Annotated in this window: 14 protein-coding genes; 13 read left to right on the top strand and 1 reads right to left on the bottom strand. The window is 72.0% G+C overall.

Annotated features, from left to right (window positions below; genetic code table 11):
• The first annotated feature begins 6 nt into the window (after nt 1–6).
• The 5 genes from JW030_RS02280 to JW030_RS02300 are packed head-to-tail and all read left to right on the top strand — an operon-like array spanning nt 7 to nt 4,849.
• Entirely contained in the window at nt 7–1,032 is a 1,026-nt protein-coding gene (locus JW030_RS02280; protein WP_188046385.1) for an iron-siderophore ABC transporter substrate-binding protein, read from the top strand.
• Nucleotides 1,032–2,081, top strand: coding sequence for an iron ABC transporter permease (locus tag JW030_RS02285; protein ID WP_241095512.1), 1,050 nt, complete (start codon nt 1,032–1,034; stop codon nt 2,079–2,081). The genes JW030_RS02280 and JW030_RS02285 overlap by 1 nt, the downstream gene beginning before the upstream one ends.
• On the top strand, nt 2,078–3,100 hold the full coding sequence (locus JW030_RS02290; protein WP_188046386.1) for an iron chelate uptake ABC transporter family permease subunit: 1,023 nt from the start codon (nt 2,078–2,080) through the stop codon (nt 3,098–3,100). Before JW030_RS02285 ends, JW030_RS02290 begins: the two co-directional genes overlap by 4 nt.
• Complete coding sequence (locus JW030_RS02295; protein WP_188046387.1) at nt 3,097–3,894, top strand: ABC transporter ATP-binding protein; 798 nt, start codon at nt 3,097–3,099, stop codon at nt 3,892–3,894. The genes JW030_RS02290 and JW030_RS02295 overlap by 4 nt, the downstream gene beginning before the upstream one ends.
• Entirely contained in the window at nt 3,887–4,849 is a 963-nt protein-coding gene (locus tag JW030_RS02300; protein ID WP_188046388.1) for a siderophore-interacting protein, read from the top strand. The genes JW030_RS02295 and JW030_RS02300 overlap by 8 nt, the downstream gene beginning before the upstream one ends.
• A gap of 52 nt (nt 4,850–4,901) precedes the next feature.
• Here the strand turns inward: JW030_RS02300 and JW030_RS02305 are convergent, their stop codons facing one another.
• A complete protein-coding gene (locus JW030_RS02305; RefSeq protein WP_241095513.1) occupies nt 4,902–6,254 on the bottom strand; it encodes a glutamyl-tRNA reductase in 1,353 nt (450 codons plus the stop codon).
• Between the two features lie 47 nt (nt 6,255–6,301).
• Between JW030_RS02305 and hemE the strand changes: the two genes are divergently transcribed.
• From hemE to JW030_RS02345, 8 genes are all read left to right on the top strand, one after another.
• Complete coding sequence (gene hemE / locus JW030_RS02310; protein ID WP_188046390.1) at nt 6,302–7,423, top strand: uroporphyrinogen decarboxylase; 1,122 nt, start codon at nt 6,302–6,304, stop codon at nt 7,421–7,423.
• Nucleotides 7,413–8,852, top strand: coding sequence for an NAD(P)/FAD-dependent oxidoreductase (locus tag JW030_RS02315; protein ID WP_188046391.1), 1,440 nt, complete (start codon nt 7,413–7,415; stop codon nt 8,850–8,852). The genes hemE and JW030_RS02315 overlap by 11 nt, the downstream gene beginning before the upstream one ends.
• Before the next feature lie 96 nt (nt 8,853–8,948).
• Nucleotides 8,949–9,656: a hydrogen peroxide-dependent heme synthase gene (gene hemQ, locus JW030_RS02320; RefSeq protein WP_188046392.1), complete on the top strand. Its 708-nt coding sequence runs from the start codon at nt 8,949–8,951 to the stop codon at nt 9,654–9,656.
• Entirely contained in the window at nt 9,653–10,807 is a 1,155-nt protein-coding gene (locus JW030_RS02325; protein ID WP_188046393.1) for a ferrochelatase, read from the top strand. Before hemQ ends, JW030_RS02325 begins: the two co-directional genes overlap by 4 nt.
• A gap of 5 nt (nt 10,808–10,812) precedes the next feature.
• Nucleotides 10,813–11,913 carry a hydroxymethylbilane synthase gene (gene hemC, locus JW030_RS02330; RefSeq protein WP_370567041.1) on the top strand — a complete coding sequence of 367 codons (1,101 nt, stop codon included), beginning with the start codon at nt 10,813–10,815 and terminating at the stop codon, nt 11,911–11,913.
• Nucleotides 11,910–12,767, top strand: coding sequence for a uroporphyrinogen-III synthase (locus JW030_RS02335; RefSeq protein ID WP_188046395.1), 858 nt, complete (start codon nt 11,910–11,912; stop codon nt 12,765–12,767). Before hemC ends, JW030_RS02335 begins: the two co-directional genes overlap by 4 nt.
• On the top strand, nt 12,764–13,762 hold the full coding sequence (gene hemB / locus JW030_RS02340) for a porphobilinogen synthase (protein ID WP_241095514.1): 999 nt from the start codon (nt 12,764–12,766) through the stop codon (nt 13,760–13,762). Before JW030_RS02335 ends, hemB begins: the two co-directional genes overlap by 4 nt.
• Complete coding sequence (locus tag JW030_RS02345) at nt 13,759–15,090, top strand: glutamate-1-semialdehyde 2,1-aminomutase (protein ID WP_188046396.1); 1,332 nt, start codon at nt 13,759–13,761, stop codon at nt 15,088–15,090. Before hemB ends, JW030_RS02345 begins: the two co-directional genes overlap by 4 nt.
• Nucleotides 15,091–15,167: the final 77 nt, after the last annotated feature.

Consider the following 15,167-nt stretch of genomic DNA (forward strand, 5'->3'; position numbering starts at 1 on the left):
ACGCCCATGCGCGTCTCACGTCTCCTTACTCTCGCCGGGGTTGCCCTGCTGGCGATCCCTCTTGCCGCCTGCTCATCGGGCGGGGGCGGCAGTGTCGGCGACGCTGCAAGCGAGACTGCGTCCGGGGAGTTCCCGGTAACCATTGAGCACGCCTTCGGCACCACGATCGTCCCCGAGCGACCCGAACGCGTCGCCACCGTCGCCTGGGCGAACCACGAGGTGCCGCTCGCGCTCGGCGTGGTGCCGGTGGGCATGAGCAAGGCGACCTGGGGCGACGACGACGGAGACGGCGTGCTGCCCTGGGTCGAAGACCAGCTCGACGAGCTCGGCGCACAGACGCCGGTGCTGTTCGACGAGACCGACGGAATCGACTTCGAGGCCGTCGCGGCCACCGACCCCGACGTCATCCTCGCCGCGTACTCGGGACTCACTGAGGAGGAGTACGCCACCCTGTCGAAGATCGCCCCGGTCGTCGCCTATCCCGAGGTTGCCTGGGGCACCACGGTGCAGCAAATGATCGAGCTGAACGCGGCGGCTCTCGGCCTTGCCGACGAGGGCGACGAACTCATCGGGTCGCTCGACGGCGCGGTCCAGACGGCCCTTGCCGCACACCCCAAGATGCAGGACACCAAGTTCCTGTTCTCGTACATCGACCCCGCGAACCTCAGCCAGATTGGCTTCTACACCTCGCACGATACGCGCCCCGGGTTCCTCGCGGACCTCGGACTTCCGCTGCCCGACGCCGTAGTCGCGGAGAGTCAGCAGACCGACGCCTTCTACGCCGAGATCAGCGCCGAGCAGGCGGACCGGCTGGCGGACGTGGACGTGCTGGTGACCTACGGAGACCCCGAGGGTAATCTCGTGGAGCAGCTGCAGGCGGACCCCCTCATGTCCCAGATTCCCGCGGTGGCCGCCGGCCGGGTCGTGGTGCTCGCGGAATCCACCCCGCTCGCCGCGTCGGCAAACCCGTCGCCGCTGTCGATCCAGTGGGGGATTGACCGCTACTTCGACGCGCTCGCCGCAGCGATCTAGTGGCGACGATCCAGCTGGCGGCGCGCACGAGTGAGGCCCGGCCGGGGACGGCCCGCTCGCTCGCGCTGCCCACGCTGGGGTTCGCGCTCGCGCTGTTGGTGCTTGCGGCCGCGGTCGTCGCCTCGGTGCTGATCGGCGCGCGCGGGGTGGGCCTCGCTGACCTGGGCGGCGCGCTCCTCGGGCAGACCGACACGATCGGAGAAGCCGCGATCGCGCAGCGCCTGCCCCGCACCGCCCTCGCCATGCTCGTGGGGGCGGCGCTCGCCACCGCGGGCGTCGGCCTGCAGGCGGTGACGCGCAACCCCCTGGCCGACCCCGGCATCCTGGGGATCACGAGCGGTGCGGCACTCGCCGTCGTCATCACCATCACGGTGATCGGCGCCCGCGGGCCCGCCGCGACCACGGTGGCCGCGATCATCGGTGCCGCCGCCGCGGCCGGCCTGTTGTACGCGCTCTCCACCGTCGGCGTCGGCGGCGCCTCGCCACTCAAGATCGTGCTGGCCGGGGCGGCGATTTCCGCGATGTGCGTGTCGGTCACGAGCGCTCTGATCCTGCCGCGGCCGGACGCGATGGAGGCGTTTCGGTTCTGGCAGGTCGGCGGGGTCGGCGGCGCTCGGTGGGGCACCGTCGGCTGGATCCTGCCCGTGATCGTGCTGGGCGTGCTCGCGGCGTTCGCGTCGACGCGGGCGATGAACGCGCTCGCGCTGGGTGATGAGCTCGCCGCCGGCCTGGGCGAGCGCCTGGGCGGGGCGCGCTTCGCGATCACCGCGGGCGCGATCGTGCTCGCGGGCACCGCGACGGCGGTCGCCGGGCCGATCGGCTTCGTCGGGCTCATTGTGCCGCACCTGTGCCGCCTCGTGGTCGGCCCCGACCACCGGGTGCTCGTGCCGCTCTCGGCGCTCGTGGGCGCCGCCCTCCTCGTCGGGGCGGACGTACTGGGCCGGGTCATGCTGCCGCCGAGCGAGATCGAGGCCGGCATCATCACGGCCATCATTGGCGCGCCCGTGCTCATCTGGATCGTGCGCCGGCGCCCGGGGCGCGTGCGATGAGCATCGCTCAGTACGCCCCGACGGTCATCTCCGCGAGGCGCGCACGCAGCGCGAAAGTACTGGTCATCCTGGTGCTCGTGTGCCTCGCCGGGTTCGCCGCGACCCTCGTGCTCGGCACGACCGTGGTGCCGATCCCAGAGGTGATCCAGGCGCTCTCGGGGAACGGCGGGGCAACCTTCACCGTGCTCGAGCTGCGTCTGCCGAGAGCCGTACTGGGGGTGCTCACCGGCGCCGCCTTCGGCATGTCCGGTGCCGTGTTCCAGTCGCTCCTGCGCAACCCGCTCGCGTCGCCCGACATCATCGGTATCAGCGCCGGGGCGAGTGCGGCCGCCGCGTTCGGCATCGTCGTGCTCGGCGCGAGTGGCACGGTGGTGTCGCTGCTCGCGCTCATCGGCGCGTGCGCCACCGCCGCCGCGATCGCGCTGCTGGCCGCGGGCCCGGGGTCGGCCACCGCGCGGATGATCCTGGTGGGCATCGGCGCCGCCGCGATCCTGAAGAGCCTGTTGACACTCGTGCTATCGCGGGCGTCGACCTGGGACCTGCAGGGTGCCATGCAGTGGCTCGCCGGGAGTCTGAACGGCGCGGCGTGGGAGCAAATCCTTCCGCTCGCGCTGACCTGCCTGGTGGTGGTCCCGATGTTGCTGCTTGGCACGCGCTCGCTCGCCGTCCTGCGCCTCGGGGACGATGCTGCGATGGGGCTCGGGGTGCGCCCCGCCGCGACCCGGTGGGCGCTCATGCTGCTCGCCGTCGTGCTGCTCGCCGCCGGAACGGCCGCCGCCGGGCCGATCGCGTTCGTCGCGTTCCTCGCGGGGCCGGTGGCCGCGCGGCTGCACGGCGGAGGTACGGCGCCGCTCGTGAGTTCCGCGCTCGTCGGATCGGCCCTCGTGCTGTGGGCCGATCTCGTCGGCCAGCTCGCCTTCGCCCACCGCTACCCGGTGGGCGTCATTACGGGCGCCATCGGCGCACCGGTACTCATTGCTCTGCTCGTAGGTGCCGGGAAACGAAGAGGACAACGATGACGCACAGTCACACGCTTTCTGCCCGGAACCTCACGGTGTCATACGGCGATCTGCCCATCCTGCAGGGCCTTGAGTACGCGGTCGAGCCAGGAAAGATCAGCGCCATCATCGGCGCGAACGGCTGCGGCAAGTCGACGCTCCTGCGCGCGCTCGCCCGAGTCGTCTCGCCCGCGGGCGGGTCGGTGCTGCTCGATGGCGAGGCGCTGCACACCCGCCCGGCGAAGGCCGTGGCCCGCGTGATCGGGCTGCTCCCGCAGAGCCCGCTCGTGCCCGAGGGCGTGAGCGTGCGGGACCTCGTGCGCCGCGGCAGGCACCCGCACCTGAGCCTGATGCGGCGCTGGAGCGCGGCCGACGCGACCGCGGTCGGCGAGGCGCTCGCGCTGACCGGGATGCACGAGTTCGCGGACCGCCCCGTTGATGAGCTGTCCGGAGGGCAGCGGCAACGCGCGTGGATCGCGATGGCGCTCGCGCAGGATCCGCGCATCCTGCTGTTGGACGAACCCACCACCTACCTGGACATCGCGCACCAGATCGAGGTACTCGACCTGCTGACCGATATCAACCGCGCCCGCGGCACCACCGTCGTGATGGTGCTGCACGACCTGAACCTTGCGGCGCGCTACGCCGAGCGTTTGGTGGCGGTGGTGGAGGGGCGCATCCATTCGGTGGGGGAGCCCCGAACAGTCGTGACGCGTGAGTATGTGCGCGAGGTCATCGGGCTGCAGAGCGAAATTATTCCGGATCCGGTCAGCGGGGCGCCCATCGTGGTGCCCCTGGGGAGGCACCATGTCTGAATCACCCACGGTCATCGCGCGGGCGCGCGTCGCATGGGTCGAGCGCCCCTGCCCGACCTTCGCACGCGTCGCGTTCCGCGGGCCCGAGCTGGAATGGTTCGGCACCCCGGGGCGTACCTTCGACCAGCGCATCAAGGTGATCTTCCCGCCGCACGCGGGCGATCTGCCGGATCTCGCGCCCGACACCTGGTACCCGGAGTGGCTGGAGCTACCGGAGGAGGCGCGCGGGGCCATGCGGACCTACTCGATCCGCGACGTGCGCGTGGATGCGACGGGCACCGAGGTGGTTGTTGACTTTGTGTTGCACCTGGCGCCGGGAACGAGCGGCCCCGCGGCGCTCTGGGCGAGCGGCGCGCGCGCCGGCGACGAGGTGCTGCTCGTGGGCCCGCGGCGAGGTCGCCTCGACGGCGGCGGGATCGAATTCGACCCGGGGGCGGCGCCGCGTGTACTGCTCGCGGGCGACGAGACGGCGGCCCCGGCGATTGCGCGCATCCTCGAGGACGCCCCGCGCGACCTCGTCGGCGACGCCTTCATCGAGATGCCCGGGGACGGCGAACGGCTCGATATCCGGGCGCCGCGCGGGGTCGAGTTGCGCTGGCTGTCGCGATTCTCAGAGGCGCCAGGATCCGCCCTGGTCCCGAGCGTGCTCGCGAGCCTCGGCACGAGCGCCGCGGCGCTCGAAGGTTCCGGGCAGCGCGGCGTGGGGTCGAGCGTCGAGGGGCTGACCGGCGCGGGCGAGCCCGCGGGCGACGAGCTGCTCTGGGAGACGCCGAGCTTCTCGGGGCTCGGCGAACCGCTCGACGCGGCACGGGAACGCGGGGAGCGTTACTACTGGATCGCCGGGGAGAGCAGCGTCGTGACGCGGCTGCGGCGACACCTGGTGCGCGACCTCGGCGTGAGCCGTCACCAGGTCGCCTTCATGGGGTACTGGCGCGAGGGTGTCGCGATGCGCTGAGCCGCGAGGGTGTGCCCGCCCGCGGCAGAGCACACGCCCGGTGGTGTGCTGGTCAGGCCGCGTGCTGGTCTGGATCCGACACCGGGAACAGCGCGCGCACTGCGGCATCGGCGGCGTCGGCATTGCCCGCCCGTCCGAGCTCGCGGATGCGGAGGGTGGGCTGGTGCAGCAGGCGGCCGGCGAAGTGCCGGAGGGCTGGCTCGAGGAGCTCGGAGGCCGCGGGGTTGCCGCGCAGCCGGGCGAGCTCGTCCGCGAGGACGGCGTGCACGTGTTCGTGCAGCGCCCGCACCGTCGGGACGGTGTCGCGCTCGGCCTGCGCCGCCGCGAACTCCTGGGCCGCATCGCTCGCGATCTTGCGCGCCTCGGCCTCGGCGCTGAGCTCTTCGACCCCGGCGTGGCGGGCGACGATGTCCAGATCCAGCAGCTCGATGCCCGAGATGTGCGCGGCGTCGGGTGCGATGTTGCGGGGCATGCCGAGGTCGATGAAGAGTCGCGGCCGCGGCGGAGTGGTGACGCTGAACGGGGTGGCGCTGCCCCCGGGGGCTCGGCCGATGAGGGCGGTGCAGTAGGGGCGGGCCGTGGGCGTCACCGTGCGCTCGATGAGGGGGACGTCGATTAGCGGATCCTGCGCGGTGCTGCACGCGATGACGATATCGGCGGCCGCGAGCTCCGACTCCAGATCCTCAGGGGAGATGGCCCGCACGCCGCGCGCCGCGGCGAAGGTCTCGGCCCGGCCGGAGGGGGAGTGGACGGCGATGTGGGCCGCCCCGCGATCGCGCAGGGCGGCGAGCGTGGCGGCGGCGTACGCCCCGGTGCCGATGAGCAGGATCCGGGTGCCGCCCCAGTCGCCCACGCGGCTCTCGGCCAGGAACAGGGCGAGGCGCACGAGGGAACGCCCGCGAGTCTGCACGCGGGTGCGGCGCTTGACGTCCTTCGATACACCTGCCGCGCGCTGGAACAGCTGCTCGAGGGTCGGTGTCGTCGCCCCGGCGCGCCGGGCATTGCTGAGTGCGCGACGCACCTGGCCCGAGATCTCACCCTCGCCGACCACCATGGACTCGAGCCCGCTGGTGACGGAGAAGAGGTGATGGGCGACGTCTATTCCGCGGAGCATCCTCGCCGCTGAAGCGAGCTCTGCGACAGAAATGCCGGAGAGCGCGGCGACCTCATGCAGCGCCCGCTCGGGGGCGCCGGGTGCCTGGTCGAAGTAGGCCTCGAAACGGTTGCAGGTCGCGAGTACGACTGCCCCTCCGGGGGCGTCGGCGTGCACCGTGCCGAGCGCGCTCGTGAGCGCGACAGTGTGGCGCTCGATGCGTTCGAGCAGCGCGAAGTTGGCGCTGTGGTGGTCGAACGACAGGCACGAGAGCCCGAGTTCTGACGCGGGGTTCGCTCCTGAGAGATCCATGTGTGCGGTGGAAAAGTTCATCAGATGAATAAGCTAGCATTCATCTGATGAATGAGCTAAACGACTCCCACCCGCTCGTCAGCGGCCACACTTCCGGCGCTCCGCTTGTGCGGGCGATCCACGGTGAGCGCGCATCGCGCACCCCCGTCTGGTTCATGAGGCAGGCGGGCCGATCGCTGCCCGAGTACCGCGCGCTCCGCAGCGGCCGGGACATGATCGAGTGCTGCCTCACCCCCGATCTTGCCGCCGAGATTACCCTGCAGCCGGTGCGTCGCCACGGCGTCGACGCCGCGGTCTTCTTCAGCGACATCATCATTCCGCTGTCGCTCGCCGGGGTTGACGTCCGGCTCGAGCCGGGCCGCGGCCCCGTCTTTGCCGAGCCGGTCCGCACCGCGGCGGACGTCGCGAAGCTGCGCCGCGAGCACCCCGCCGATCGCCTGAGAGGCGCCCTCGACCCGATTCGGAAGGCAGTGGAGCTGACCGTCGCCGAGCTGGACGAGACGCCGCTGATCGGGTTTGCCGGGGCGCCGTTCACCCTGGCGGCGTACCTCGTGGAGGGCGGGCCGTCGAAGGACCAGCTGCGCGCCCGCACCCTCATGCACAGCGACCCCGAGACCTGGGCGGCGCTGCTCGATTGGGCCGCCGAACTGAGTGGCACGTTCCTCGAGGCCCAGGTGCGGGCCGGGGCGAGCGCCGTCCAACTCTTCGACTCGTGGGCGGGCGGGCTCTCGGTCGCAGACTACGAGGCCCACGTCGCCGCGGCGTCGCGGAAGACGCTGGCCCCCGTCCGGGCGATCTCGTACCGCGACCCGCAGGCCGAGGGGTATGCGGCGGCTCCGCTGCCGATCCCGACCATCCACTTTGCGGTGGGCTCCGGACATCTGCTTCCCTCGCTTGCGGAGGCTGGTGGTCAGGCCATCGGCGTGGACTGGCGGACGCCGCTGGACGAAGCCAACGACGCGCTCGGCGGCCGATTCCCGCTCCAGGGCAACATCGACCCCGCGTACCTGGCTGCTCCCGAGGCGGTGCTCGACGCCCACGTCGACGACGTGCTCGCCCGCGGGGCCGCCGCCCCCGCGCACATCGTGAACCTCGGCCACGGTGTGCCGCCCGAGACCGACCCCGATCGACTCGCGCGGATCGTCGAACGAGTGCACGGTGTGCGCTAGCGACCTGCGCACCGAGGCGAATGCTGACCTCGACACCGAGGTCGTTGTCATCGGCGCCGGCATCGCCGGACTCGTAGCTGCGTGGGACATCGCGCGCCTGGGATATCGGGTGCGCGTTCTCGAGCGATCTGACTGGGTGGGGGGACGCATGCATGCGATCTCACTCGCGGGGCTGCCCATTGAGCTCGGAGCAGAATCGTTCGCGACCCGTGGGGGAGCAGTCGCTGCGCTGCTGGGCGAGCTTGGCCTTGCCGCCTCCATCGTGACGCCGAGACGGCGCCCCGCGTGGACAGTGGCGAGCGGAGCGAGCTATCGCATGCCAGCGGCAGGCGCACTCGGGATCCCTGTGCACCCGTTCGCCGCGGACACCAGAAGGGTGCTCGGGCTGCGCGGGGCATGGGGCCTCGCGCTCGAGCCGTGGCGGCCCCGTTCCTTACTCCCCGCCACGGCGTCCTTGGCCGAGATTGCTCGCGAGCGCCTCGGCCAGGATGTGCTCGAAAAGCTCATCGCACCCGTGACTGAGGGGGTGCACTCGGCTTCGCCGGACGCCCTGAGGCTGGACGCTCACCCCGAGCTTGAACGGGAGTACGCGCGTACGGGCTCGCTGCTGCGCTCCGCTCGATTAGCTCGTGCGTCGCGGAGCGCAGCCGGCGGCGCAGTGCAGAGCCTCGCGGGCGGCATGAGCGTCTTGATTGCACGCCTCGTGCGAGAGCTTCGCGCCGAAGGCGCGGCCGTTCACACGGGGGTGCGAGACCTGTCGCTCGACCGCGACGGGAAGGGCTGGGCGGTGCGTTGGGCCGGAGGCGAGTGCTCTGCCCAGTCGGTCGTGCTGGCGGTCCCGCCGAGCGTCAGCGAGCAGTTGCTCGCGAATTCGGACACGAATGCGGAGCACCCTTCGGCGCAGGCGACCCCGTGCCAGTCGAACGCGGTCGGAACCGCCGTGGAAACCGTGGTCGTTGTTGTCACGGAACCTCGACTCTTGTCCGCCCCGCGCGGCACCGGCGCGCTCATTCGTGCTGGGCACCCCCGCATCCGAGCGAAGGCGCTCACCCATATGAATGCCAAGTGGGCATGGCTCGACCAAGCCGTGGAGCCCGGAACGCACGTGCTTCGCCTCTCGTACGGTTCGCGAGGTGGCACACCGGCGACCGAGGCGCTGAGCGGCGCCGAGGCTGCGGAGCTTGCGCTGAGTGACGCCTCGGAGGTGTTTGGGATTCGGCTCGATCCTGACAACGTGCAGGCGCACGCCCGCGCGCGCTGGGTGATCCCGCCGCGGTCGTCGGCGTCGGCACCCGCGCCCGGCGTCGTCGTCACCGGCGAGGCCTACGCGGGAACCGGGCTCGCAAGTGTGGTGCCGCACGCGAGAGCTGCGGCCCGCACCGTGATCTCGGCCCTGAGTAAGAGTCACCGACGTGAGCCGCCGACCTGATCGACGAACGAGATCCGCCCGAGCGAACCACACCGACCGCAATTTTGTCGCTTTGAGCAGCACTTTCCAGCGCAGCCCCTGAAAGGAATCATCACCATGAACACTCACCACTCGGTCGAAGCCGCAGAGCCGGCCGCCGCCGGCTTCACCCTCTGGGCGGTGTTCCGCCGCGCCCCTGGACGGACAGAAACGCCTGCAGCACCGATGGCATCGGCGATCGACGAGCTCGGGTGTGCGTCCGATCGGGTCGCTGCCAGCGGCGTCACTATCCGCGGCTGGTACGACGTTTCTGGGCTGCGCGCCGACGCCGACCTGATGGTGTGGCTGCACGGCGATACCGCCGAGGTGCTGCAGGCGGCGCTTCGCGAGCTGCGCCGCACCGAGCTCCTCGCTCCGCTTTTGCCGACCTGGAACGCGCTGGGGGTGCACCGCGACGCCGAGTTCAACCGGGCGCACGTGCCCGGTTTCCTGCGCGGGGTCGAGCCGCGCGACTGGCTGGTGCTGTACCCATTCGTGCGCGACACCGAGTGGTACCTGTTGCCCGAAGCCGAACGCGGCCGCATGCTCGCCGAACACGGCCAGTTGGGCGCCCAGTTCCGCGGCGTCGTCGCGAACACGGTCGCGTCTTTCGCGCTCGGCGACTACGAGTGGCTGTTGCCCCTCGAGGCGGACGAGCTCACCGAGCTGGTCGACCTGATGCGTGCCCTCCGCGCCACCGACGCGCGGCGCCACATGCGGGAAGAGACCCCCTTCTATACCGGGCGTCGCATCTCGGTCGCGCAGGTCGCCCAGGTGCTGCGATGAGCCGCGCCCAGTTCGCGACCGAGCCCGCCGAGTACGACGCACTCGTGCTCTTCGGCTTCGGCGGGCCCGAGGGGCAGGACGATGTCATTCCGTATCTGCGCAACGTGACGCGGGGCCGCGGGATCCCGGACGAACGCCTCGAGGAAGTCGCGCACCACTACCGTCACTTTGGTGGGATCAGCCCGATCAACGAGCAGAATCGCGAGCTGCGGGCCGCGCTCGAGGCCGAGCTGCGCGCGCGCGGGAGCGACCTCCCGGTGCTGTGGGGAAACCGCAACTGGGACCCGTACTTCCCTGACGTCCTGCGCACGGCTTCCGAGAACGGCCACCGGCGCGTGCTCGTGCTGCCGACAAGCGCGTTCGCCTCGTACTCGGGGTGCAAGCAGTACCAGGAGAACATCGATTCGGCGCTCGCTCAGCTGGGGCACACCATCGTAGCCGACAAGGTGCGACCGTACTTCGACCACCCCGGCTTCCTGGACCCCTGGATTTCCGCCACCCGCCGCGCGATCGACGAGCTGTGCGCGCGCACGCCAGGCCTCGATCCGCAGCGCGACGTGCGCGTGCTCTTCGCCACGCACTCGGTGCCGAGCTCGTACTCGGGGGAGTTTGGCCCCGACCTCGCTGCCCTTGACGGGCGCGGCGCCTACGAGGCGCAGCACCTCGCCGCGAGCGCGGACATCGCCGAGGCGGCGTGCCCCGGGGTGACCTGGGACCTCGTGTACCAGTCGCGTAGCGGACCGCCCAGCCAGCCGTGGCTCGAGCCCGACATTAACGACGCGATCGAGGAGCTGCCAGCACAGGGCGTCAAGGCCGTCGTGATCGTGCCCGTCGGCTTCGTCAGCGACCACATGGAGGTGCTCTGGGATCTCGACACCGAGGCGCTGGACACCTGCGCGCGCCTCGGCCTCGCGGCCATCCGGGTGCCGACACCAGGGGTCGACCCGACGTACGTGCGCGGGCTCATCGACCTCATGTTCGAGCGCCGGGACGGGGTGCCGGTCGCTGACCGTCCGTCACGTACGACGCTCGGGCCCTGGTTCGACGTCTGCGGCGAGGGCTGCTGCGACACCCCGGAGCGGATGGCGCAGGTGCAGGCTCGCGACGGCCGCGCGGTGGCGACCGCGCAGCCCACTGAGGCGCATTCGTGAACGAGATCACGGTCACCCGAGACCCGCTCGCGGCCCGCGAGGGACTCATCAGGATCGGCACCCGCGGCAGCCTGCTCGCGGTCACCCAGACCACGGGCGTCGCCCGGCTGATCGCCCAGGCAACGGGGGTGGAGGTCGCGCTCGTCATCATCACCACGCAGGGCGACACCTCGCCCGCGCCGCTTGCGCAGCTCGGGGGAACCGGCGTGTTCGTGAGCGCGCTGCGCGACGCCCTGATCGCGGGCAGGTGCGACCTTGCGGTGCACTCGCTCAAGGATCTGCCCACGGGGGACTGCCCCGGCATCATTCTCGGCGCAATCCCGCCCAGGGTCGACCCGCGCGACGCCTTCTGCGGCCGCGACGGACTCGCCCTCGGCGAGCTCCCGCCCGGCGCGCGCGTCGGCACGGGATCCCCGCGTCGGGGTGCACAGCTCAAGCGCTCGCGCCCCGACCTCGAGGTGTGCGATCTTCGCGGCAACGTCGACTCCCGCCTCGCGCGGGTGGGCGCGGATCTCGACGGGGTGGTGTTGGCCGCCGCCGGGCTGACCCGCATCGGGCGTGACGCCGCGATCACCGAGTACTTCCCGCTTGCGAGTACGCCGACCGCTCCGGGGCAGGGCGCGCTCGCGATCGAGGCACGCTCGGAAGACGCGTTCGTCGGGCTGATCGGGCAGGGGCTCCGCGCCCTCGACGACCCGGAAGCGCGCGCTTGCGCGCTCGCCGAGCGCTCGATGCTTGCCGAGCTTGAGGCGGGTTGCCAGGCGCCGGTGGCCGCCTGGGCGCGCCTGGCCGACGGCCGACTCACACTCTTGGGGGCGGTCTACCGACCCGACGGGAGCGAGAGCCGCGAGGCACAGCAAGCGATCTCCTGGCCCGGTTCCGCACAGGATCCGGATGATCACGCGGACTCGACCCCGAGCTCGCGCCCTGGCCCCTTGCCTGACGCTGACGCCGACGCCGCGGCCACGGGGCTCGGCATCGCGATCGCCCGCGAGCTGCTCGCACACGGCGCGGCCGAACTGGCCCCGCTGACCCTGCTCACCGGAGCCAGGCTGCGCGCACACGCGGGCGCCCCACTCGCACACCCCACGAAGGACCAACGATGATCCCGTTCCTCCCCTCCCCGCCGCTGCCGCTTCGCGGCCTGCGCATCCTCATCCCGCGCGGGGGTGACCTGGGCGAGGCGCTCCGCGAGAAGGTCGCCGAGCGCGGGGGCATCCCCACCGTGGCGCCGCTGCTCGAGACCGTCGCGCCCAGCGACGCCGCCGCGTTCGACGCCGCCGTCGCACGATGGAACGCGGGTGCGTACGACTGGATGGTGGTGACGAGCGCGACCACGGCGTCGGTGTTGCAGCGCGCGGGCGCGCGGGCGCAGCCGGGCGCGAAGACCGCGGTCGTCGGCCCGGTCACGGCCGCGGCGATGCAGCTGGTCGGGTTCCGGATCCACGTGATTCCCGGCCGCGACTTCTCGGGCGATGGGCTCGCCGTCTCACTCCTCGCCGCGATCTCGAGTGGCGACCGGCCGGCGCGGATCCTGTTGCCCGTCTCGGAGCTCGCCGACACCCGGCTCGAGCGGGCGCTCCGCGCCGCCGGCCACGAGGTGGATCGCGTCGGCGCCTATTCGACCGCGCAGGCCCCTGAGGTCCCGGGGCTCCGCGAGCGCATCGCGGGTGGCGGCATCGATGTCGTTCTCGTGACGAGCGGGTCCGCCGCACGCGCGGTCTCCGCGAGACTGACGCCGCTCCCGAGCACCACTCGGCTCGCAGCCATCGGCCGGCCCACCGCCGCCGCCCTCCTGGCGGAGGGACTGCGGGCCGACGTGGTCGCCGAGCTGTCCACCACGGACGGGCTCCTCGACGCGGTGTCCTCGGAGTTCCTCGCCGGGCACGAGGCGGCCGCCTCCCACGCGGAAGGTCCCGCGATTCTCGACCCCTCACCGTTATCAGGAGAGTCCTCATGAACCCCACAGACCAGGCGACCCCGATGGCTCAGTCGATTCGGCCCCGGCGGCTCCGGCGCACCCCGGCGCTTCGCCGGCTTGTTGCCGAGACGCGGCTGCACCCGGCGGAGCTGATCCTGCCCGTCTTCGTGCGTGAGGGCATCGACGTGCCGCGACCCATCTCGGCCATGCCCGGGGTCGTGCAGCACACGATCGACTCGCTGCGAGCGATCAGTGCGCAGGCCGCCGAGGCTGGGCTCGGCGGCATCATGCTGTTCGGCGTGCCCGCGGCGCGCGACGCCACCGGGAGCGCGGCGGACGCGCCCGACGGGATCCTGAACCGAGCGCTCGCCGCGGTGAGCGCCGAGGTGGGCGACGCCCTGGTCGTCCAGGCCGACCTGTGCCTGGATGAGTTCACCGACCACGGCCACTGCGGCGTGCTCGACGAGCGCGGCGAGGTCGACAACGACGCGACGCTCGAACGATACGCATCCATCGCTGTCGCGCAGGCGCGGGCCGGGGCCGAGGTGCTCGGTCTCTCGGGCATGATGGACGGCCAAGTGCGCCGCGTGCGCGAGGCGCTCGACGGCGCCGGCCACGCCGACACCGCGATCCTGGCGTACGCCGCGAAGTACGCCTCGGCGTTCTACGGTCCGTTCCGCGAGGCGGTCGACTCGCAGCTGGCGGGCAATCGTCGGGGCTACCAGCAGGATCCCGCCAACCGCCGCGAGGGCCTGCGCGAGGCGCAGCTCGACATTTCCGAGGGGGCCGACATCGTGATGGTGAAGCCCGCGCAGAGTTACCTCGACGTGCTCGCCGACGTGGCCGCCATGAGCCCGGTACCCGTCTGGGCGTACCAGGTCTCGGGCGAGGCCGCGATGATCGAGGCCGCCGCCGCGAACGGCTGGATCGACCGCCGGGCGGCGATCGAGGAGTCACTGATCTGCATCCGCCGGGCGGGGGCGGACGCCGTCCTGAGCTACTTCGCGCTCGAGATCGCGGGGTGGCAGCGATGAGCGGGGCGGAGCAGTCCTCCCCGGTCAGCGCGGGTCTCGCTGAGCGGGCGCGACGCGTGATCGTCGGCGGGGTGAACTCCCCGGTGCGCGACTTCGGCGCGGTCGGGGGCACTCCGCGCTACCTGGTCAGTGGCTCGGGCGCGTGGGTCACCGACGCCGACGGGCGCGAGTACGTCGACCTCGTCGCGGCCTGGGGGCCGGCGCTGCTGGGGCATGCGGACCCCACGGTCATCGAGGCGGTGCAGCAGGCGGCGGCGCGCGGCCTGGGCTTTGGCACCTCCCACCCGAGCGAGGCCGAGCTCGCCGAGGAGATCACGGCGCGCGTGCCGCACATCGAGCGCGTGCGGCTGGTGTCGACGGGCACCGAGGCCACGATGACCGCGATTCGCCTCGCGCGCGCGGCGACGGGCCGCTCGCTCATCGTGAAGTTCGCCGGCCACTACCACGGCCACTCCGACGGGCTGCTGGCGGCCGCGGGGTCGGGGATTGCGACCTTCGGGCTGCCGGGATCCGCGGGCGTGACCCCCGAGACCGCTAGCCAGACGCTCGTACTCCCGTACAACGACCCGGCGGCGGTCGAGGCGGCGTTCGCCCAGCACGGTGACCGGATCGCCGCGATCATCACCGAGGCGGCGGCCTGCAATATGGGGGTTGTGCCGCCGGATCCCGGCTTCACCGCGGCGATCACCGCCATCGCCCACAGCCACGGGGCACTCATCATCAGCGACGAGGTGCTGACCGGGTTCCGCGCGGGCCCAGCCGGATATTGGGGCCTCGAACAGGCCCCCACTCCCGATCTGGTGACGTTCGGCAAGGTCGTGGGCGGCGGGCTCCCACTCGCCGCGGTCGGCGGCCGGGCGAACATCATGGAGCTGCTCGCCCCGCTCGGCCCCGTCTATCAGGGCGGGACGCTGTCGGGAAACCCCGTGGCGGTCGCCGCGGGGCTCGCGACCCTGCGCGGGGCGGACGACGACGCGTATGCGCGGCTCGGCACGGCGGCGGAGCGCACGATCGCGCTCGTGACGGACGCCCTGAGTGCGGCCGGCGTCGCCCACCGAATCCAGCGCGCGGGGACGCTGTTCAGCGTGTTCTTCGCTCCGGGGCCGATTCGCACCTACGACGAGGCCCGCGCGCAGCACTCTGGGCGCTATCGCGCGTTCTTTCACGCGATGCTCGACGGTGGGGTGCACCTGCCGCCGAGCCCGTACGAGGCCTGGTTCGTTACGGCGGCGCACGATGACCGCGCAATCGAGCGCATTGCCCAGGCGCTGCCTGCCGCGGCGCGGGCCGCAGCTGAACTCCCAGAGGCGCTTCCCGCGGAGGACTGATGCTGCGCGCGCCCTGATGTGCCCGCCCGGCCCTGACCTCTGAGCCCAGCCCCCATCCCGCGATCGAGTGGCGGCTC

Origin of the sequence: Leucobacter sp. CX169 (genome assembly GCF_017161405.1) — a bacterium.
In the GTDB taxonomy this organism is placed as follows: Bacteria; Actinomycetota; Actinomycetes; order Actinomycetales; family Microbacteriaceae; genus Cx-87.